Source organism: Burkholderia multivorans ATCC BAA-247 (assembly GCF_000959525.1).
Taxonomy (GTDB): Bacteria; Pseudomonadota; Gammaproteobacteria; order Burkholderiales; family Burkholderiaceae; genus Burkholderia; species Burkholderia multivorans.
Genome location: NZ_CP009831.1, coordinates 1,257,999 through 1,278,798 on the forward strand (window position 1 = coordinate 1,257,999; position 20,800 = coordinate 1,278,798).

17 protein-coding genes are annotated in these 20,800 nt (G+C 69.3%); 4 read left to right on the forward strand and 13 right to left on the reverse strand.

From position 1 onward, the window contains the following. Positions 1-14: 14 nt before the first annotated feature. The gene (locus NP80_RS07860) at positions 15-809 is read right to left on the reverse strand and encodes an SDR family NAD(P)-dependent oxidoreductase (protein WP_006403635.1); all 795 of its coding nucleotides are present in this window, start codon (positions 807-809) and stop codon (positions 15-17) included. A 170-nt stretch (positions 810-979) separates the two neighbouring features. Here NP80_RS07860 and NP80_RS07865 point away from each other — a divergent pair, with 170 nt between their 5' ends. Beyond that, positions 980-1,828: an AraC family transcriptional regulator gene (locus NP80_RS07865; RefSeq protein ID WP_006411630.1), complete on the forward strand. Its 849-nt coding sequence runs from the start codon at positions 980-982 to the stop codon at positions 1,826-1,828. 34 nt (positions 1,829-1,862) lie between these two features. Here the strand turns inward: NP80_RS07865 and NP80_RS07870 are convergent, their stop codons facing one another. The 7 genes from NP80_RS07870 to NP80_RS07900 all read right to left on the reverse strand — a co-directional run bounded on the left by NP80_RS07870 (position 1,863) and on the right by NP80_RS07900 (position 11,530). Continuing rightward, positions 1,863-2,450: a LysE family translocator gene (locus NP80_RS07870; RefSeq protein ID WP_006403632.1), complete on the reverse strand. Its 588-nt coding sequence runs from the start codon at positions 2,448-2,450 to the stop codon at positions 1,863-1,865. Positions 2,451-2,546: 96 nt separating this feature from the next. Then, a complete protein-coding gene (locus NP80_RS07875; RefSeq protein WP_006411633.1) occupies positions 2,547-4,004 on the reverse strand; it encodes a heavy metal sensor histidine kinase in 1,458 nt (485 codons plus the stop codon). After that, positions 4,001-4,699, reverse strand: a complete 699-nt coding sequence (locus NP80_RS07880; protein ID WP_006403630.1) for a heavy metal response regulator transcription factor — start codon at positions 4,697-4,699, stop codon at positions 4,001-4,003. The genes NP80_RS07875 and NP80_RS07880 overlap by 4 nt, the downstream gene beginning before the upstream one ends. Before the next feature lie 11 nt (positions 4,700-4,710). Then, positions 4,711-6,219 carry an efflux transporter outer membrane subunit gene (locus NP80_RS07885; RefSeq protein ID WP_045593334.1) on the reverse strand — a complete coding sequence of 503 codons (1,509 nt, stop codon included), beginning with the start codon at positions 6,217-6,219 and terminating at the stop codon, positions 4,711-4,713. Continuing rightward, positions 6,216-7,445 carry an efflux RND transporter periplasmic adaptor subunit gene (locus NP80_RS07890; protein WP_035945993.1) on the reverse strand — a complete coding sequence of 410 codons (1,230 nt, stop codon included), beginning with the start codon at positions 7,443-7,445 and terminating at the stop codon, positions 6,216-6,218. The genes NP80_RS07885 and NP80_RS07890 overlap by 4 nt, the downstream gene beginning before the upstream one ends. A 27-nt stretch (positions 7,446-7,472) precedes the next feature. Next, the gene (locus tag NP80_RS07895; RefSeq protein WP_006409181.1) at positions 7,473-10,640 is read right to left on the reverse strand and encodes an efflux RND transporter permease subunit; all 3,168 of its coding nucleotides are present in this window, start codon (positions 10,638-10,640) and stop codon (positions 7,473-7,475) included. A 146-nt stretch (positions 10,641-10,786) separates the two neighbouring features. Then, positions 10,787-11,530: a Crp/Fnr family transcriptional regulator gene (locus NP80_RS07900; RefSeq protein WP_006409179.1), complete on the reverse strand. Its 744-nt coding sequence runs from the start codon at positions 11,528-11,530 to the stop codon at positions 10,787-10,789. Positions 11,531-11,694: 164 nt separating this feature from the next. Here NP80_RS07900 and NP80_RS07905 point away from each other — a divergent pair, with 164 nt between their 5' ends. After that, positions 11,695-13,347: an acyl-CoA synthetase gene (locus tag NP80_RS07905; protein ID WP_006409182.1), complete on the forward strand. Its 1,653-nt coding sequence runs from the start codon at positions 11,695-11,697 to the stop codon at positions 13,345-13,347. Between the two features lie 22 nt (positions 13,348-13,369). On the opposite strand, the gene NP80_RS07910 is transcribed toward NP80_RS07905, so the two are convergent. The 3 genes from NP80_RS07910 to NP80_RS07920 all read right to left on the reverse strand — a co-directional run bounded on the left by NP80_RS07910 (position 13,370) and on the right by NP80_RS07920 (position 16,648). After that, entirely contained in the window at positions 13,370-15,349 is a 1,980-nt protein-coding gene (locus tag NP80_RS07910) for a methyl-accepting chemotaxis protein (RefSeq protein ID WP_035945994.1), read from the reverse strand. Between the two features lie 151 nt (positions 15,350-15,500). Continuing rightward, positions 15,501-15,932 (reverse strand): YqaA family protein, encoded by a 432-nt coding sequence (locus NP80_RS07915; protein WP_006409178.1) that lies wholly within the window; start codon positions 15,930-15,932, stop codon positions 15,501-15,503. A gap of 71 nt (positions 15,933-16,003) precedes the next feature. Next, on the reverse strand, positions 16,004-16,648 hold the full coding sequence (locus tag NP80_RS07920; protein ID WP_006409180.1) for a LysE family translocator: 645 nt from the start codon (positions 16,646-16,648) through the stop codon (positions 16,004-16,006). Between the two features lie 279 nt (positions 16,649-16,927). Here NP80_RS07920 and NP80_RS07925 point away from each other — a divergent pair, with 279 nt between their 5' ends. Next, positions 16,928-17,410, forward strand: coding sequence for an Lrp/AsnC family transcriptional regulator (locus NP80_RS07925; protein WP_012217040.1), 483 nt, complete (start codon positions 16,928-16,930; stop codon positions 17,408-17,410). 72 nt (positions 17,411-17,482) lie between these two features. Here NP80_RS07925 and NP80_RS31310 read toward each other — a convergent pair whose 3' ends face one another. Together NP80_RS31310 and NP80_RS07930 are read right to left on the reverse strand one after the other, a co-directional pair. Beyond that, the gene (locus tag NP80_RS31310) at positions 17,483-17,626 is read right to left on the reverse strand and encodes a hypothetical protein (protein ID WP_162097061.1); all 144 of its coding nucleotides are present in this window, start codon (positions 17,624-17,626) and stop codon (positions 17,483-17,485) included. A gap of 248 nt (positions 17,627-17,874) precedes the next feature. Beyond that, on the reverse strand, positions 17,875-19,521 hold the full coding sequence (locus NP80_RS07930; protein WP_045593337.1) for an IclR family transcriptional regulator: 1,647 nt from the start codon (positions 19,519-19,521) through the stop codon (positions 17,875-17,877). 176 nt (positions 19,522-19,697) lie between these two features. Here NP80_RS07930 and NP80_RS07935 point away from each other — a divergent pair, with 176 nt between their 5' ends. Then, positions 19,698-20,657: an MBL fold metallo-hydrolase gene (locus NP80_RS07935; RefSeq protein WP_006403618.1), complete on the forward strand. Its 960-nt coding sequence runs from the start codon at positions 19,698-19,700 to the stop codon at positions 20,655-20,657. Positions 20,658-20,800 lie beyond the last annotated feature (143 nt).

Sequence of the window (20,800 nt, forward strand, 5' to 3'; positions counted from 1 at the left end):
CGGCCGCCGGCGCGCTAGGCGATCGTGTCGACGACGCCGCCGTCGACGCGCAGCGCCGCGCCCGTCGTCGCCGATGCCTGCGGCGAACACACGTAGACGACCATGTTCGCGACTTCCTCGGGCGTCGCGGGCCGCTGAATGATCGAACTCGCGCGATGCTCGCGGACGAAGTCGACCGCGACGTCGTCGACGCTGCGACCGGTCTGATCGGCCGTCTCCTGCAGCATCGTGCGCACGCCTTCCGACAGCGTCGGCCCCGGCAGCACCGAATTGACGGTCACGCGCGTGCCGGCCGCGAGCTTCGCGAGACCGCGCGCGATCGACAGCTGGGCCGTCTTCGAGAAGCCGTAATGAATCATGTCGACGGGAATGTTCAGTCCCGACTCCGACGACACGAACACGACGCGGCCCCAGTCGCGTTCGAGCATCCCTTTCAGGTAGTGCCGCGCGAGCCGCACGCCCGACATCACGTTCATCTCGAAGTAGTGCGTCCATTCGGCATCGTCGATGTCGAAGAACGGCTTCAACCCATAGATGCCCGCATTGTTGACGAGGATGTCGGCGTTCGGCGTGTGCTGCGCGATGCGCGCGGCGCCGGCGGCGCCGGACAGGTCGGCGGCGACGCCGTCGATAGCCGCGCCGGGCGCGGCCGTGCGCAGGTGGGCGATCGCCGACTGGACCGACGCGTCGCTGCGTCCGTTGACGACGACGCGTGCGCCTGCGCGCGCGAGCCCTTCGGCGATGGCGAGTCCGATGCCGGCGGTCGAAGCGGTGACGACCGCGGTCTTGCCTTTCAGATCGATGTGCATGAGCGTACCGGAAGAAGAGGGAACGGAGCCGCCGGCGCATGCCGCAGCGGCCGGAGTTCCAAGCTTAGGCGAAACCGCGCGCGCCGGCAGCGAAGCGATGCGCGCGGCTTGCGCGGTGCGACGCAGTCTTGTACGGTGTGCACTCGTCATTCGCTCCGGGAGGCCGCCGCGTGCGCCGTACTACCGTCCGCTCGTCCACGACGCCGTCGCCGTTCTGGCGCGACGCCGCGCTGCCGTTCATCGAAGCGCGCACCGTCGACGACGGGCGCGAACTCTGCTACGTGAAGCACACGCACGACACGTTCTCGATCGGCGCGATCGTCGGCGGCACGAGCACGTACGTGAACGGCGCGACGAACCAGCACGTCGGGCGCGGCGTGCTCGTGATCATCGATCCGGAGCAGGTGCATGCGTGCAATCCGTACGGGCCCGACAACTGGGCGTACCGGATGGTGTACGTCGACGTGCCGTGGCTCGCGCGGCTGCAGCATTCGCTCGGCCGCGACGCGAACACGGATTTCCACGGTTTTTCGCCGAAATGGACGCAGCGGCGCGATCTGTTCGCGCAGTTCGGTCGTTTCTACCGGACGCTCGTCGCGCCCGGCGTCGACGCGCTCGCGAAGGAGAGCGCGGCCGTCACATTCTTCACGCGGCTGCACGGCGCGCTCGACCGCGCTGTGCCCGACGCGCGGCGCGGGGACGACAACGCGAAGCTCGCGCGGGCGGCCGACTACATCGCCGCGCACTGCCGGCAGCCGCTGACGCTCGACGCGATCTGCGCAGCGGCCGATCTGTCGCCGTCGTATCTGATCCGCGCGTTCGGCGCGCGCTACGGCATGACGCCACATGCGTTCCTGATCGACCGTCGCGTGCAGTACGGGCGTGCGGAACTGCGCCGCGGTCGTCCGATCGCCGACGTCGCACTCGACGCCGGTTTCGCCGATCAGGCGCATTTCCAGCGAGCATTCCGTCGGATCGCGGCCGCGACGCCCGGCCAGTATCGCGGCGCGGCCCGCTGAAGCGCCGCGCGCGCCGCGTGGCGAGGCGTCGCGATTACACGTCGAGCAGATACAACGCGCTTCCCGCCAGCAGCAACGCCATCAGCCGATTGAATACGCGCATCCGGCGCGCGCTCGCGAGCCGCTGCCGCAGCGACGCGCCCGCATACGCCCAGCAGCCGATCGACGCGAAACAGATCACGAGATACAGCGCGGCGAATTGCCAGACCTGCGCGCGATCGCCGTTGGCCGCATACGCGCCCATTGCCGCGACGCACGCGAGCCACGCTTTCGGATTGAGCCACTGCATCGCCGCGCCCGACGCCGCGGACGGCCCCGTGACTTTCGTATCGGCCGGCAGCCGGCCGTCGTCGAGTGCGAGGCGCCATGCCATGTAGAGCAGGAACGCGATACCGGACCAGCGTGTCGCGCTCGTCAGCGCGGGCCAGCGCTCGAGCGCCGCGTGCAGGCCGAGGCCGGTCAGCAGAAACAGCGCGACGAAACCGAGCGTCGCGCCGGCCGCATAGCGCAGCCCCGCGCGCAGCCCGTGACGCGCGCCCGCGCCGAGCGCGACGATGTTGACCGGACCGGGCGTGATCGACGAAGCCAGCGCGAACGCGGCCATCGAAACCAGCATGCTCATCGAATCTCTCCATGCGAATGTCGGAACTCGCATCGAGAGTAAGCATGCGGCGCGCGCGCGTATTGAAGAAAACTGCCGTCGGCGCGTCGCGCGAACTCAGTGCGCCGCGCGCGACGGGCGCGCGTGCGGCAGCGTCGCCGACGCCGGGTGGCCGGATGCGTCGTGCGCGCGCGCCGGTGTGTCGGCGGAAGGTTGTGCGCACACCGAGAAGCCGAACGTATTGACGCCGTCGGCGCACGTGACGAACACGCTGCCGCCGTGCATTTCGGCGACGGCCTTCACGATCGACAGCCCGAGCCCATGATTTTCCATGCTGTTCGCACGCGCTTCCTCGAGCCGGTAGAAACGCTCGAACACATGCGCGCGCCGCGCGGGATCGATCGGCTCGCCGGGGTTCGCGACCGATACGTCGACGAGCGTGTCGCGCGGCGCGATCGTCACGTGCAGCGTCGCGCCGGGCGCCGAATGCTGGATCGCGTTGATCAGCAGGTTCGTCATCGCGCGCCGGAACAGCGACGGATCGACGGCCGCACGCGCGTCGCCGTGCAGTTCGGCGCGCAGTTGCGCTTCGTCGAGCGGGATTTCGAGGAAGTCGAGCATCCGCTGCACCTCGTGCGCGAGCGACACGTATTTCAGATCGGTCGCGCGTTCGCCGCGGTCGCTGCGCGACAGGAACAGCATGTCGTTGATGATCACGCGCAAGCGCTCGAATTCCTCGAGATTCGACTGCAGCGTCTGGCGCAGCCGGTCGGCGGAACGGTCGCGGCTCGTCAGCGCGACCTGCGTCTGGCCGATCAGGATGCTGACCGGCGTGCGCAGCTCGTGCGCGACGTCCGCGTTGAATGCTTCGAGCCGCTCGTAGGTCTGCTGGATGCGCTCGAGCGCGCCGTTGAACGAGGCGGCCAGTTCGCGCAGCTCGGCCGGCAGCGCGTCGGTCTGCAGTCGCTGCCGGCGGTTCGCGACGCTGACGGCCGCCGCGTCCTGCGACAGCCGGTCGAGAGGCGCGAGCCCGAAGCGCGCGACCGCGCGGCTCAGCATCAGCGTGAGGACGGTCGCGGTCGCGATCAGCGCGGCGAGCGTCCAGCCGAAGCGGCGCAGCATCCGCTGCGTGCGCTCGCACGAACTCGCGACGATCAGCTTCAGCGTCGGTCGCGCGCCGCTACCGGCCACCGTGACGGTTTTCGTCATGACGTCGTAGCTGCTGTCGTTGAGCGCGTAGCGCTGGAACGCGCCGAGCGGTGCGCCGACCGGCACGCCGTCGACGGGGCGGCCGAAGCGGAAGTCCGGATTCGGCGTGTCGACCTGATAGCGCGTCGAGCCGTCGGGCGGCTCGAGGTCGGCCAGCTTCTCCTTCATCAGCCGGCCGCGTTCGGGCGTGAGCGCATGCGACACGATCATTTCGGCGACCTTCGCGCGCGTGTCGAGCGTCGCGCGCAGCTCGGCGAACAGCTGGCGCTCCATCATCACGAACAACCCGCAGCCGACGAGCGTAAACACGAGCAGCGACACGATGCCGAACATCGTCGACAGCCGCAGCGCGATCGAGCGTTTCATGTGCGCTTCTCCGCGTCGCCGCCGTCGTCGCGCGCTTCGAGCACGTAGCCCATGCCGCGAATCGTATGCAGCAGCTTCTCCGGGAACGGGCCGTCGAGCTTCGCGCGCAGCCGCTTGATCGCGGTTTCGACGACGTTTGCGTTGCTGTCGAAGTTCACGTCCCAGACGAGCTCGGCGATCGTCGTCTTCGACAGCACCTCGCCGCTGCGCCGCGCGAGCACGCCGAGCAGCTGGAATTCCTGCGCGGTCAGATCGAGCCGCGTGCCGTCGCGCGTCGCGCGGCGGCCGATCAGGTCGACACGTAGGTCCCCGATCGAGATCAGCGTCGATTCCTGCACGCGCGCGCGACGCGTCAATGCGCGCAGCCGCTCGATCAGTTCGAGGAACGAGAACGGCTTGGTCAGATAGTCGTCGGCGCCGCCGCGCAGCCCGCGTACGCGGTCGTCGACGCGGTCGCGCGCGGTCAGCATGATGACGGGCGTCTGCTTCTGCGCGCGCAAGGCGCGCAGCACGCCGAAGCCGTCGAGCTTCGGCAGCATCACGTCGAGCACGACCACGTCGTAGTCGAACTCGACCGCCTTCCAGGCACCGTCCTCGCCGTCGAGCGCGGTATCGACGACCCAGCCTTCCTCGGTCAGTCCGCTCTTCAGATATTCGACGACTTTCGGTTCGTCTTCGATGATCAGTACTTTCATGTTCGGATCCGTTATCGCGTGACCGCTGACGGGCGCGTGCCGGCGGCGTCCGCGGCCGCCATGTCGGAGGAGGCAGCGGCCGCGCCGTTCCAGCCGCCGCCGAGCGCCTTCGCGAGAAAGACCACGAGCGCCGCGCGCTGCCCCTGGATCTGCACGGCCTGCCGCTCGCTCGTCAGCAACTGCTGTTCGGCCGTCAGCACGTCGATGAAGGGCGCGAGCCCGCCCGCGTAGCGGTCCTGCGCGAGCGACACGAGCCGGCGCGCGTCGTCGACGGCGGCGGACGCCTGCTGCGCGGCGTCGGCGAGCACCGACAGCCCGGTCACCGCATTTTGCACCTCCTCGAACGCGGTGAGCACCGTCTGCCGATAGTTGGCCTGCGCGGCGACGTAGCCGGCCTGCGCGAAATCGACGCCGGCCCTCAGCTTGCCGCCTGCGAACAGCGACTCGCTCGCCGACGCGCCGATCGACCACAGCAGCGCCGGCACCGTGAACAGACCGGAGAAGCGCGTCGCGTCCCAGCCGATGTCGGGCGACAGCGCGATGCGTGGAAAATACGCGGCGCGCGCGATGCCGATCTGCGCGTTGGCGGCGGCCATCGCGCGCTCGGCCGACGCGACGTCCGGGCGCCGCTCCAGCAGATCGCTCGGGATGCCGGTCGGCAGCGCGGGCGCATTGATCGGCACCACGCGCGGCGGCAGCGAGAACGCAGGCGCCGGTGTGCCGACGAGCGTCGCGATCGCGGTTTCGACCTGCGCGCGCTGCCGTGCCAGCAACTGCGCCTGCGTGCGCGTCGCGTCGAGCTGCGCGCGCTGCTGCAGCAGGTCGAGGCCCGACACCGCACCGAGATCGTGGCGCGCGCTCACATAGTCGAGCGCCTTCTGCTGCAGCGCGATCGAGCGCTGCACGACGTCGATCTCCGCGTCGAGCTCGCGCAGCGCGAAATAGCTCGACGCGAGATCGGCGCTCAGCACGACGCGCGCGTTCGCGAAATCGTCGCGCGCCTGGTCGGTATTCGCCTCGGCGGCCTCGACCGTGCGCCGCACGCGGCCGAACAGGTCGAGCTCGTAGCTGACGCTCGCGCCGATCTGGATGTCGTTCTGCACCGTCGATACGTTCTGCGTCGCGTAGTTCGTCTGCGGCCTATCGGCCGAGATGCGAAAGCGCTGGCCGCTCGCGTTCAGCGAGACGGCCGGATATTGCGCGGACGCGACCGATGCGAGCGTGGCCTTCGCCTGGTCGTAGCGCGCGGCGACGGCCTTCAGGTTCTGGTTGTTGCGCTGCGCCTCGGCTTCGAGCGCGTCGAGCTGCGGATCGCCGAATGCGGTCCACCAGGTCGCGTCGAGCGGCGCGCGCGCCGGCGCGGCCGGATGCCAGTACGCGTCGGCCGGATCGACGTGCCACGCGGCCGGCGTGTCGACCGCGGGCCGCCGGTAGTCGGGACCGACCGTGCAGCCGGCGAGGGCGGCCGCCGCCGCGATCGCGCAGGCGGCGACGGCGCGGCGCGGGCCGGTCGCGATCACGATCGGGCTCCTGCGGCGGCCGACGCCGGTTGCGCGGTCGGCGTCGACACGACGACCGTGTCGCCGTTCGCGAGCGCGTCGCCCGGGTTCGCGACGAGCCGGTCGTCCGGCGTGAGCGCGCCGTCGACTTCGAGCGTCTGGCCGATCGTGCGCACGACCGTCACGGGCTTCAGATGCACGCGGCCGTTCGCGTCGACGCTCGCGACGGTCGGCCCTTCCGCGCGGAACAGCAGCGTGCTGGCCGGAATCTGCAGGCGGCCGACCGGCGTCATCGGCAGCGTGGCCTGCACGTAGGCGCCGGGCAGCAGCCGCTCGTCCGCGTTCGGCAGCGTGATCTCGACCTGCAGCGAGCGCGTCGCGACGTCGATCGCCTGCGCGGTGCGCGTGATCGTGCCGTCGAACGTGCGCCCCGGCAGCTCGGCCTGCGACACGCTCACGTGCTGGCCGACCTTCACCTGCTGCGCGTACGCCTGCGGCACCTGCACGTACAGGCGCAGCCGGTCGGCCTGCACGACCGTAAACAGCGCGCGCCCCGCGTTGCCGGAGCTGACGAGATCGCCGACGTCGACGTTGCGCTGCGTGACGACGCCGTCGATCGGCGCGACGATGCGCTGGAAGCCCTTCAGCTCGGTGAGCCGGCGCACGTTCGCGTCGGCCGCCGCGAGATTCGCGGTGCCCTGGTTGAACGCGCCCTGACGGTCGTCGAGTTCCTGTTGCGACACCGCATCGCGCTCGCGCAACTGCTGCGCGCGCTCGAACGACGTCCTTGCGAGCGCGAGCGCCGCCTGTGCCTGCCGCCGTTGCGCGCCGGCCTGCGCGAGTTCCTGATCGAGCTCCGGCGTATCGAGTTCGGCGAGCAGCTGCCCTTGCTTCACGTGCGAGCCGATGTCGGCGTGCCAGCGCAGCACGTAGCCGCTCGCGCGCGCGTAGATCGGCGCCTCGACGTAGCCGCGCAGCGTGCCGGGCAGCGTCAGGCGGCCGCCGCTTGCCGCATCGACGGGATGCACGACGGTCACGTATTGCCGCGTGTTCTGCTCGGCGACGGCGTCGAGCCGGCCGCGGTTCAGCACGTTGACGACGATCGTGCGCGCGGCGCCCGCGGCGAGCAGCACGCCGATCACGATCAGCACGATCCGCGCGCGTCGCGACACGGCCGTGCGGGACGGCAGGTGCATCCCGTGGTCGTCCACCTGGATGCCGACGCTGCTGTGATGTTTCTCTTCCATGAATTCAACCGGTCAGGATGCGAGAGGTTAGGGTGCCGCGCGGCGTTCGCGCCGGCGCGCGAGCCGCGCATGCACGCCGCCGAACACGAGCGGCACGAACAGCAGCGTCGATACGGTCGCGAACAGCAGTCCGCCGATCACCGCGCGGCCGAGCGGCGCGTTCTGTTCCGCGCCTTCGCCAAGCCCGAGCGCCATCGGCACCATTCCGATGATCATGGCGAGCGCGGTCATCAGTACGGGGCGGATCCGCGTCGCGCCGGCCTCGAGCGCTGCCGCCAGCGGCGGTGCGCCGGCCGCGAGCCGCTGCCGCGCGAACGACACGACCAGAATGCTGTTGGCCGTGGCGACGCCGACCGTCATGATCGCGCCCGTCAGCGCAGGCACGCTCAGGTGCGTGCCGGTGATGAACAGCATCCAGGCGATGCCCGCGAGCGCGGCCGGCATCGCGCTGATGATGATCAGCGGGTCGAGCCACGACTGGAAATTGACGACGATCAGCAGATAGACGAGCACGATCGCCATCGCGACGCCGGCGCCGAGCCCGAGATACGAGCTGCGCATCGTCTCGATCTGGCCGCGCATCGTCAGGTCCGTGCCGCGCGGCAGCGTCGCGCGCGTGTCCGACACGATGCGCGCGATGTCGCTCGCGACCGAACCGAGATCGCGGCCTTCGACGCTCACGTACAGATCGATCGCCGGACGGATGTTGTAGTGCGTGACGATGGCCGGCCGAGCTTCCGCGCGCATCTGCACGAGGTTGCCGAGCAGTTGCGCAGGCGTGCCCGTACGGCCGTTCGCGGCGACCGGCGTGCCGAGCAGGTCGTCGACCGACGCGATGTCGTATTGCGGGGTCTGGATCGACAGCGGGTACTGCACGCCCGTTCTCGGATTGATCCAGAACGACGGCGTGGTCTGCGAACTGCCGGACAGCGAGATCAGCATGTTCTGCGCGACGTTCTGCGCGGACAGGTTCAGCTGCTGCATGCGCGTACGATCCATGTCGGCCAGCAGGGTCGGCTCGTCATTGCGCTGCAGCACGTGCACGTCGACGGCGCCGGGAATGCGCCTGACCTCTTTCATCAGGCGGCTCGCGATGGTCATGTTACTCGCGAGATCGTTGCCGAGCACCTGCACGTCGATCGCGGCCGGCTGACCGAAGTTCAGGATCTGCGTGATGATGTCCGACGGCTGGAAGAAGAATTCGACGCCCGGAAAGCGCGCCGGCAGCGCCGCGCGCAGCGCGCGCACGTACTCCTGCGTCGAGCGGTGGCCGGGCTTCAGCGCGATCAGGATCTCGCCGTCGAGCGAGCCGATCGTGCCGGCGTTGCTGTACGACAGATTGATGCCGCTCACCGGCAGCCCGAGGTTGTCGACGATCGCGCCGAGCTCGTCGGGCGGCACGATGTCGCGCACGGCACGCTCGACGCGATCCGCGAGGCGCGCGGTCTCCTCGATCCGGTAGCCGGTCGGGGCGCGCATATGCAGGCGGATGTTGCCGGAATCCGCATTCGGGAAGAAATCGCGGCCGAGCACGAACACGAGGCCCGTCGACAGCAGGCAGAAGCCGAGAAAGCAGGTCGCGTAGAAGCGCCGGCGCACCAGCAGCATGCTGAGCAGCACGATGTACCACGCGCGCAGCCGCTCGAAGGCCGCGTTGAACGCGCGATGCAGCCGCGCGAAGCGGCCCGTCGCGCGCTCGGTGCCGACGCTCGCCTGCTGCGGCCGGAACAGCAGCATCGCGAGCGTCGGCACGAGCGTGCGCGACAGCACGTAAGACCCGAGCATCGCGAACACGACGGCCTCGGCGAGCGGCACGAACAGGTAGCGCGCGACGCCCGTCAGGAAGAACATCGGCACGAACACGATGCAGATGCAGAGCGTCGACACGAACGCGGGCACCGCGATCTCGCCCGCGCCTTCGAGGATCGCGTCGTGCAGATTGGTGCCGAGATGCAGATGGCGCTCGATGTTCTCGATCGTCACCGTCGCATCGTCGACGAGAATCCCGACCGCGAGCGCAAGCCCGCCGAGCGTCATGATGTTGATCGTCTCGCCGAGCGCGGACAGCACGATCAGCGACGTGAAGATCGACAGCGGAATCGAGATCGCGATGATCAGCGTGCTGCGCCAGTTGCCGAGAAACAGCAGGATCATCATCGCGGTCAGCACGGCCGCGATCAGCGCCTCGTGGATCACGCCCTGCACGGCGGCGTTCACGAACACCGACTGGTCGAACAGCGGCGTGATCGTCAGCCCTTCGGGCAGCGTCGGCTCGACGCGCGGCAGCAGCGCCTTCAGGTCGGAGACGACTTTCAGCGTCGACGCGTCGCCGCTCTTCTGGATCGATACCAGCACGCCGCGCTGGCCGTTCTGCCGGACGACGTTGGTCTGCGGCGAGAACCCGTCGCGCACCGACGCGACTTCGCCGAGATAGGTCGTCGCGCCGTTCACGGTCTGGATCGGCAGGTGCGTGATGTCGGCGATCGTGTCGGCCGACGCGTTCGTGTCGATCCGGTATTCGGTCGGGCCCATCTTCGCGGTGCCGGTCGGCAGCGTCAGGTTCTGGGCGTTCACGGCATTGACGACGTCGGCCGGCGTCAGGCCCTTCGCGCGCAGCGCCTGCGGATCGATGTCGATCGCGACGACGCGCGTGCGGCCGCCGTACGGAAACGGAATCTGCGCGCCCGGAATCGTGATCAGCTGCGGGCGCAGGAAATTCAGCGCGATGTCGCCGAGCGACTGCTCGCTGAGCGTCTTGCTCGACAGCCCGAGCTGGATCACCGGAATGCTCGACGCGGAATACGTGATCACGAGCGGCGGCGTCGCGCCCTGCGGCATTTGCCGGACGATCGCCTGCGCCGACGCGACCGTCTGCGCGATCGCGGTCTGCACGTTGGCGCCGGGCTGCAGGAACACCTTGACGACCGCGATGCCCGGCAGCGACGTCGACTCGATGTGCTGGATGTTGTTGACGGTCGTCGTCAGCGAGCGTTCGTGCACGGACGTGATGCGGTCGCTCATCTCCTTCGCGGAGAAGCCGTTGTACGACCAGATCACGCTGACCACCGGAATGTTGATCGACGGCAGCACGTCGACGGGCGTGCGCATCAGCGCAAGCGGCGTGGCCAGCACGATCATGATGGCCATCACGATGAACGTGTACGGGCGCCTGAGCGCGAGATTGACGATCCACATGGAGGGGAGGCGGGCAGGCGGCGGTCAGGCGGCGATGACGGGAACCCGAATGATAGGGGCGCACGCGCGACGGTTTGCTGGCGCGAAACTGGCGCAGCCGTCAGTTTCGCGCGCGATGCGCCGGCCGGCGTCGATCGCTTGCACGGTCAGATCTGTTCGAGCCCGACACGCGCGAGCGCGGCCGGATCGACGACGTCGATCTGGTTGTACGCGAGCCGCAGCACGCCGCGTCGTTCGAGCTGCTGCAGCGCCTGGTTGATCCGCTGCCGCGACACGCCGACGAGCATCCCGAGCTCCTCTTGCGAGATCGCGAGCGAGCGGCCGGTGTCGGGATACAGATCGGGGTTGAACAGCTGCGCGAGCGCTTGCGCGACGCGCGCGTCGACGTCGAGCAGCCGGCTGTTCTGGATCGACGCGATGAACTCGCCCATCCGGTTGTTCAGCTGATGAATTACGAAGCGCGTAAACGGCAGGCTGCTGCCGAGCAGCGCGTGGAACGTGTCGGCCGGCACGAACAGCACGGTCGAGCGCTGGATCGCGACGACTTCGTACTTGCGCGGCTCGCGCTTGATCACGCTGCCTTCGCCGAACCAGCCGCCGGACGGCACGCCGGAAAACGTGCAGCCGCGCCCCGACGCGTTGAAGATCGCGAGCTTCAGCAGCCCGCGGTGTACGCCGATCCAGTATTCGGACGGCGCGAGCCGCTGCGCGATCACGCTGCCCGCGTCGTGACGCTCGGCGCGCGACTGCGCGAGCACGCGCGCCTGATCGGCCGGCGCGAGCGCACGAAACCATGCGCAGGCGCCGAACAGCGCCGACAGCGGCGGCAGCGGGCCCGTTTCCGCGGGGAGGTCCGCGGTGCGGAGGCAGGCGTCGGATGCGTCGTGCATGAATGCGGGTTTGCGAGGATAGGGATAACGCGAGGCGCCTGGTCGGCACTCTGTCGTTTCGATGACAGACGGCTCACAATAGCGCCCGTTAGGCTGTCGGCAATTGAACCACATCAAAACGATCCGGGGGGCAGGCCGTTCGGATCGACACGGGAGACAGGATCATGACGCAGATGTTCGAGGCCGGGCTCGGCCGCCGCGAGGCGAACTACGTACCGCTGACGCCGATCGATTTTCTGGTGCGGTCGGCCGAAGTCTATGGCGATCGCGTCGCGATCGTGCACGGCGACGTGCGGCGCACCTGGGCCGAAACCTATGCCCGCGCGCGGCGCCTCGCGAGCGCGCTTGCGGCGGCGGGCGTCGGGCGCGGCGAGACGGTCGCCGCGCTGCTGCCGAACATTCCCGCGATGGTCGAAGCGCACTTCGGCGTGCCGATGGCGGGCGCGGTGCTCAATACGATCAACACGCGGCTCGACGCCGCGTCGGTGCTGTTCATGCTGCGTCACGGCGAAGCGAAGGTGCTGATCGTCGATACCGAATATGCGGACATCGCGCAGCGCGCCGCGCTCGAATTGCCGGCGCTGAAGATCGTCAGCGTCGCCGACGCGATGCCGGCCGACCCCGCGCGCTTCGCGCGCGCGGTTGACTACGAAGCGTTCGTGGCCGCCGGCGATCCCGACTACGCATGGACGCCGCCCGCCGACGAGTGGGAAGCGATCGCGCTGAACTACACGTCGGGCACGACCGGCGATCCGAAGGGCGTCGTCTATCACCACCGCGGCGCGTATCTCGCGGCGATCAGCAACATCCTCGAATGGGACATGCCGAAGCACGCGGTGTATCTGTGGACGCTGCCGATGTTCCACTGCAACGGCTGGTGCTTTCCGTGGGCGGTCGCCGCGCGCGCGGGCGTGAACGTCTGCCTGCGCAAGTTCGACGCGAAGACGGTGTTCGACCTGATCCGCCGCGAGCGCGTCACGCATTACTGCGGCGCGCCGATCGTGCAGAGCGCGATCGCCAACGCGCCGGCCGAGCTGCGCGAGGGCATCGACCATACCGTGCACGCGATGGTAGCCGGCGCGGCGCCCGCGCCGGCCGTGATCGCGAAGATGAAGGAGATCGGCTTCGATCTGCTGCATGTGTACGGACTGACCGAGGTGTACGGCCCGGCCACCGTGTGCGCGAAGCAGGCGCACTGGGACGCGCTGTCCGACGACGAGCGCGCGCGGCTGAATGCGCGGCAGGGCGTGCGCTATCACCTCGAAGCGGGCGCGACGGTGCTCGATCCCGACACGATGGCGCCGGTGCCGGCCGACGGCGAGACGCTCGGCGAAATCATGTTCCGCGGCAACATCTGCATGAAGGGCTACCTGAAAAACGAGAAGGCGACCGACGAAGCGTTCCACGGCGGCTGGTTCCATACCGGCGATCTCGGCGTGCTGACGCCGGACGGCTATATCCGCATCAAGGATCGCCGCAAGGACATCATTATCTCGGGCGGCGAGAACATTTCCAGCATCGAGGTCGAGGATGCGCTGTACCGGCATCCGGCCGTCGCGGTCGCGGCGGTGGTCGCGATGCCGGACCCGAAGTGGGGCGAGGTGCCGTGCGCATTCGTCGAGCTGCGCGACGGCGCGAGCGCGACCGAGGAGGAGATCGTCGCGCACTGCCGTCAGCTGCTCGCCGGCTTCAAGGTGCCGAAGGCCGTGCGGTTCGGCGAACTGCCGAAGACCTCGACCGGGAAGATCCAGAAGTTTCAGCTGCGCCATGCGGTCGGTTCGGCCGGCGCGATCGATCTGGCCGGCGACAAGAAATAGGCGCGCGGCCGCGCGGCGCTGCTCACGCGTCCTGCGCGAGGCGGAACACGCTGACCGCATCGGACAGCTGCGCGGCCTGGTCGCGCAGCGCGACGGCCGCGCGCTCCGCATCGGAGATCAGCGTCGCATTCTGCTGCGTCGCTTCGCCGATCTGCGCGACCGCGACGTTGACCTGCTCGATGCCGGTCGATTGCTCGCGCGACGCGGCGCTGATCTCGCCGATCAGCGTGCGGACCTGATCGACGCGCGCGACGATGTCGCGCATCGTGCCGCGTGCGGCTTCCGCGATCCGATAGCCGTGTTCGACGGTCGTCGACGATTCGGCGCTCAGCGCGTCGATTTCCTTGACGGCCGCCGCGCTGCGCTGCGCGAGCGCACGCACCTCGGCCGCGACGACCGCAAAGCCCTTGCCGTGCTCGCCGGCGCGTGCCGCTTCGACGGCGGCGTTCAGCGCGAGGATGTTGGTCTGGAACGCGATGCCTTCGATCGCGCTCGTGATTTCGGCGATCCGGCGCGTCGTGCGGCCGATCTCGTCCATCGTCGCGACGACGCGCTGCACGGCCTCGTCGCCGCTCGTCGCGGCGACGGCGGCGTCCGCGACGAGCGTGTTCGCCTGCGCCGCGTGCTCGGCGTTCTGCTGCACGGCCGCCGTGATCTGCTCCATGCTGGCGGCCGTCTGCTCGACGCTGCTTGCCTGCGTCGCGATTCGCGCGGCGATGTCGCCGCTGCCGGCCGCGATGCCGACCGTGCCGCGCGCGATGTCGGCCGAGCCGCTGCGCACTTGCGCGACGATCTGCGCGAGCCCGTCGCCGATCCCGTCGACCGCCTGCACGAGCCGGCCGATCTCGTCGTGGCCGATGGCGCCGTGCGCGGCGCCGTCGCGGATCCGCACGCTGAGATCGCCGGCCGCGTAGCGCTCCGACGCGCGTGCCGCCGCATCGAGCGGCCGGCTCACGACGCGGCGCACGACGAACGCGAACAGCACGGCGAACGCGACGACGAGCACCGCGCCGATCAGCAGGAAGCGGTTGCGCGTCGCGCGCATGTCGGCGAGCAGTTCGTCGTCGAGCGCGACGCCGCCGACGAGCCACTGCCACTGCGGAATCGTCGTAAACGACACGAATTTGTCGGTCGGCCCCACGTCGTGCGCGGCCGGATCGGTCGACGTGTACGCGAGACGGCCTTCGCCGGCCGCGAGCATCTGCGTGTACGGCGCGCGGGCGTCGTCGGCGCGCTTGCCGGCCGCGTCGGGGTGAACGACGAACGTGCCGCGCGATGCGCCGTGCGAGGCGTCGAGCACGAAGTAGTAGCCGTTGTTGCCGATCTTCAGCGCGCGGATGCCGTCGCGGACGAGTTGCAGCTCGGCGCCGACGTCGATGCCGACGAACAGCGCGCCGATCACGCGGCCCGTCGCGTCGGTCACCGGCTTGTACTGCGTGATGTACGGGCGGCCGAACAGGTTCGCGAGGCCCGTGTAGGTGCGCCCGGCGACGAGCGGCGCATACGCGGGGCCAGCGCGGTCGAGCCGCGTGCCGATCGCGCGCGTGCCGTCCTGCTTCTTCAGCGACGTCGTCACGCGGACGAAGTCGTCGCCGTCGCGCGCGAAGATCGTCGCGATCGCGCCGCTTTTCTTCAGGAACGCATCCGGAATCGTGTAGTCGAGGTCGAGCACCTGGCCGCCTGCGGACAAGGTCGGCGCGGCCACGCCGTCGATGTCGACGGTGCGCGTCGGATCGAGTGCGAAATCGGGCGGAAGGAAGCTCTCGAATAGCGACATCGCGCGCGTCGCTTCGGCCGACAGCGCATTGTCGAACAGCCCGACCATCGCGCGGATCGACTGCTCCTTGTCGGCGATGCGCGCGTGCGCTTCTTCGGCGAGCTGCCGGCCCGCGAAGTGGGCGAGCGCCCATGCGAAAACGGTGAACAGCAGCGCGACCAGCACGCACGCCAGCGTGGCAAGGCGAGTGCCGACGCTCACCCGGCCCAATTGAATTGTTCTCATACGGCATCCTGAGTGGGGAGGGAGAGGGGCGGAACGCACGCGTCACCGCTCGTCGCCGTTTCAACGGCAAGTTCGGCGGATTCTTTAGCGGGGGCCGCGCGCGTGCGCGGATGCAAGGAGGATCGGCGGGCGCAGCGACGGCCGGCTGCACTCAGTGCAGCACGAGCCACGCGATCGCGAGATACCGCCCGACCTTCGCGATCGTCACGATCGCGAGGAAGCTCGGCAGCGGCTCGCGCAGTACGCCGGCGATCATCGTCAGCGGGTCGCCGATCACCGGCGCCCAGCTGAGCAGCAGCGACCAGCGGCCGTAGCGCGCATACCAGCGCTCGGCGCGCGCGAGCGCCGATGCCTTGACGGGAAACCAGCGGCGCTCGCGGAACCGTTCGATGCCGCGGCCGAGCGTCCAGTTGATCGTCGAGCCCGCGACGTTGCCGACGCTCGCGACAAGCACCAGCGCCCACACGGGTTCGCGCCCGGCGAGGAGCAGGCCGGCGAGGACGGCTTCGGATTGCAGCGGGAACAGCGTCGCGGCGAGCATCGATACGGCGAACAGGCCGCCGTAGGTGAGCAGTTCGGGCATCGCGCGATTGTACCGGGCGCGCTGCCGGCGGCGCGGACCGTGTCTTCGAACGGCGACGCGCGATCGCGCGCTCAGTTCCAGCCGGCCATGATCGCGCCCATGCCGACGAGCAGCCCGCCCGTCACGCGGTTCATCGCACGCATCCGCGCGGGCCGCTGCAAGGTGCGGCTGAGCCGGTGCGAGAACAGCGCCATCGACGCGACGCCGCCCGCGAACAGCAGCGCGAACGTCGTCGCGAGCAGCAGGTACTGGGCGTTGAGGCTCCAGCCGGCGTCGGGGTGGATGAATTGCGGAAAGAACGACGGGAAGAACAGCAGCGTCTTCGGATTGAGTCCGGACGTCGCGACGCCGCGCCAGAACAGCGCGCGGTCGGTGTCGGGCGGCGCGGCGTCGGCCGCGGCGGTCGCATTGGCGGCGGACGCGGTCGCCGGCGTGCGGCTCAGCCATTGCTTCGCGCCGAGCCAGACGAGATAGGCGGCGCCGGCCCAGCGCAGCACGGCGAGCGCGCGCTCGTCGAGATGGACGAGCGAGTTCAGGCACAGCGCGGTGAGTGCCAGTTGCAGCAGCACGGCGAGCGTGCCGCCCCAGACGCACGGCAGCGCGCGACGCCAGCCCGCGCGCAGCGCCTGGTTCATCGTGAGCAGGTTGACGGGGCCGGGGGCGTAGACGAGAACGACGGAAGCAGCGACGAACGACAGGTAAAGCTGGAACGACATGACAGGAAGCGCAGGAACGGGACGGGCGCCGCGCGACCGATCGGATGGATGGGCGCGCGGCGGGCATTCGCACGCCTGCGTGACCGGCGCCGCAACTCGTGATCGCGGCCGCGCGTTCCGGGCGAAAGGGTCGTCGCGGGGAACGTGCCGGGCAACAGGCATGGAGAAAATGTATCAGTCGCGCCGGTTAAAAGGCTTCCTGTTTTCCAGCAAAACGACACCGAAACCGGAAGGTCGTTCAGATAGAATCGGGATTTTCAGTAGAAGATTCTTTTGATCATGGCTACACGCGAACGCTCGCCGAAAACGCTCGACAGTCAGGACCGCAAGATCTTGAGCGCGCTGCAGAAGAACGCGCGGCTCTCGAACGCGGAACTCGCGGAACAGATCGGCATGTCGACGACCGCATGCTGGAACCGCACGCGGCAACTCGAACTCGACGGCTATATCGACGGTTATGTCGCGCTCGTGAACCAGCGGATGCTCGGCTACGCGGACATCGTGATTCTGGAGGTCACGCTCGACCGGCACGAGGACGACGCGCTCGCGCGCTTCGGCGCCGAGCTCGCGGCGCTGCCGGAGGTGCTCGAGGCGTATCTGGTGTCGGGCGAATACGACTACTGGATCAAGGTCGCGGTGGACGGCACCGCCGGCTACGAGCGGTTCCTGCGCGAAAAGCTCTACCGGATATCGAGCATCCGGCACAGCCGCTCGATGTTCGCGCTGCGCTGCATGAAGGACGTGCCGTCGATCCAGGTCTGAGCGCAGCGGCGCGCGACGGCGCGGCGAGCGCGAAAAGGCCGGCAAGCGGGCTGCCCGCCGGGCCGTGGCCGCTCAGCGCGGCAGGCGCGCGTGCGCTTGGGCGATGACTTCGCAGTTTTCGAGGTGCAGGGCCCAAGCTTCGGCAAGCAGCGCGCCCAGACGCGACAGCCAGCCAGTCGATTCGGTGGAACGGTCGGAGACGTTAGTCGTTTGCATCACGAAGCCTCATTGAGGTGGTGAGTTAGGGAATACCCTAATGATAGAGAAAACTCACCGCTTTGTGAAATGCGATTTCGTTATATGAGAATTTCTAACGATTTGTGTTGCTGCTTCGCAACATGAACGGACGTCGCCCGGATGGCGCCGTGCCATGCGGGCGCAGGGGGCTGCCGCGGCGGCCGCGCTGCCTGCGCGCGGCGGCGTACGTCGATCGAAAGAGATAGGAGAAGCGCGGCGCCGCGGCCTTACGCGCCGATCCAGCCGAAGCGCCACGACAGCCGTCGCGTCGCGGCCAGCAGCGTCTGCGCGAGCGCGCTGTCCGGCCCGCGCGGGAAGCCGTGCGACGACCCGATGATCGCGATCACGAGCCGGATGCTGCCCGTGTGATCGAATACCGGCGCGGCGACCGTCGCGATGCCGGGCACCGGCGCATCGAACGCGAAGTCGACGCCGGCCGCGCGAATCGCCGCAAGCCGCTCGCGGAATGCCGCGTCGGGCGGCGTCGCGCGGCCGGCCAGCCGTACCGGCTCGTTCGCGAGCAGGCCGTCGAGCACGTCGTCGGACATGCCGGCCGCGAAGCTGCGGCCGATCGCCGTATGGACCAGCGACATCACGGTGCCGACCTGCAGGCTCACATGCTGCGGCCGCGCCGATTCCTCGAGCCGGATCACGGTCGGGCCGAGCGGCCCGAGCGTCGCGGACGCGACGCTCAGGTCGGTCGCCGCCGCGAGCGCGACGATTTCGGCTTCCGCGTCGCGCGTCGGCGATACGCGCTGCATCGCGATCAGGCCGAGCGCCTGCGCGAGCGGGCCGCCGTCGAAGCAGCCGGCCTCGTCGCGGCTCAGCAGGCCGATCTTCTGCAGGCTGACCAGATGCGGGAATGCCTTCGCGGCCGGCATCGCGGCGGCGGCCGCGAGATCGCGCAGCGGCAGCGCGCGGGCTGCCGACACGAGCGCGAGCAGCAGTTCGCCCGTGCTGTCGAGCGCGTTGATCCCGCGCTGCGCCTTCGCATCGTCGGCGAGCGCGGGCGGCACGCGCGCGACGCTCGCCGCCGCGGCCGGCGGCGCGATGTCCGGTGCGGCGCCCAGCGACGCGGTGGCCCGCCGCGCCGCGTCGCGCAGCGCGGCCGCGATCGGGCCGTCCCAGCCGACGTCGATCGATTCCGACGAACCGATGACGGTCAGCGCGAGCTGCAGGCGTCCGTCCGCGTCGAACACGGGCACGCACATCGCGCTGACGCCCGGGCTCGGCAAATCGACACTGCGCTCGATGCCGCGCGCACGGATCGCGTCGAGTTCGGCCTGCCGCGCGCCGGCGTCCGGCGCCGGCTGCGGCGTGCGCTCGAAACCGGCGAGCGCATCGCCGGCGCCGGCCTGGCTGGCGGCCATTGCCGCGAGTTGCGCGGGATCGCCGAACGCGCGGAATACGCGGCCCGTCGCCGTCGTGTCGAGCGACATTACCGACCCGACATGCAGGTTCACATGCAGCGGATAGCCGCCGTGCTCGATCCGCACGATCGTCGGGCCGAGCGCACCCGGCACCGACAGCGCGACGCTGAGCCCGACCGTTTCCGCGAGCCGTGCCGCGTGCGGCAGCGTCGCGCGATACGCGGGCTGACGCTCGATCGACATGAGCCCGAGCCGCAGCGAGAGCGGCCCCGGCTCGTAGTTGCCGGTGATCGCGTCGCGCTTCACGAGCGCGAGCCGCGTCAGACTGACCAGATACGTATGCGCCTGCGCAGTGGACAGATCGGCCGCGGCCGCGAGCTCCGACAGGCCGAGCGGCTTGCGCCGGCGCGCGAGCGCATCGAGCAGCCGGCCGCCGACCTCGACGCTCTGGATGCCGCGCTGCGCCTTCGGCGCGTCGTCGGCGCTGACTTCGTGGTTCTGCACGCGTTGATCTTCCGTAAACGAAACCCCGCATGGTATCCGACGCCATTTGCAGCGTCGGTCCACAGGTTTACCCGTATTAGACAATAGCAAGCGACTTTGTCATTGACAAATAATCGTTGCAAGACGATGATCGGCCCATTCCCCTCAACACATGGCTCGCAGCCACGGAACGCAACATGGCCAAAGCATTCGCCTCCCAAGCCGATCTCGAAGAGAAGAAGATCACCTGGACGCAGCTGTCCGAGAACGCGTACGCGTACACCGCCGAAGGCGACCCGAACTCGGGCGTGATCATCGGCGACGACAGCGTGCTGATCGTCGATACGACCGCGACGCCCGCGATGGCGCAGGATCTGATCGCGAAGATCCGCAGCGTCACCGACAAGCCGATCAAGCACGTCGTGCTGTCGCACTATCACGCGGTGCGCGTGCTCGGCGCGTCGGCGTACTTCGCGGAAGGCGCGCAGCACGTGATCGCGAGCCGCGGCACGTACGAGATGATCGTCGAGCGCGGCGAGGCCGACATGAAGTCGGAGATCGAGCGCTTTCCGCGCCTGTTCGCGGGCGTCGAAACGGTGCCGGGGCTGACCTGGCCGACGCTCGTGTTCGAGCGCGAGATCACGCTGTTCCTCGGCAAGCTCGAGGTGAAGATCATGCACGTCGGCTCGGGCCATACGAAGGGCGACACGATCGTCTGGCTGCCGTCGCAGAAGGTGCTGTTCTCGGGCGACCTCGTCGAATACGACGCCGCGTGCTACTGCGGCGACGCGCAGCTCGAGCAGTGGCCGGCCACGCTCGAGGCGCTGCGCGCGCTCGGCGCCGAGAAGCTCGTGCCGGGCCGCGGCCCCGCGCTGCTGAATCCGGCCGAAGTGAACCGCGGCCTCGACTACACGAAGGACTTCGTGACCACGCTGCTCGCGCAGGGCCGCAAGGCGGTCGAGCGCAAGCTCGATCTGAAGGCCGCGATGGCGCTCACGCGCGAAGCGATGGATCCGAAGTTCGGCCACGTGTTCATCTACGAGCACTGCCTGCCGTTCGACGTGTCGCGCGCCTTCGACGAAGCGAGCGGCATCACGCATCCGCGCATCTGGACCGCGGAGCGCGACAAGGAAATGTGGGCCGCGCTGCAGGACTGAGCCGCCTCCGGCGGCGCGCCGCGCCGCCGCCTTGCCGCGATGCCGTCCGGCCGCCGCGCAGCGCGGCGGTCCGCACGGCCTGACCCGCTCTCATAGAAAGCAGGGCGCACGAACGCCCTCGGGAGAGCGCTGCCGCGAAACGC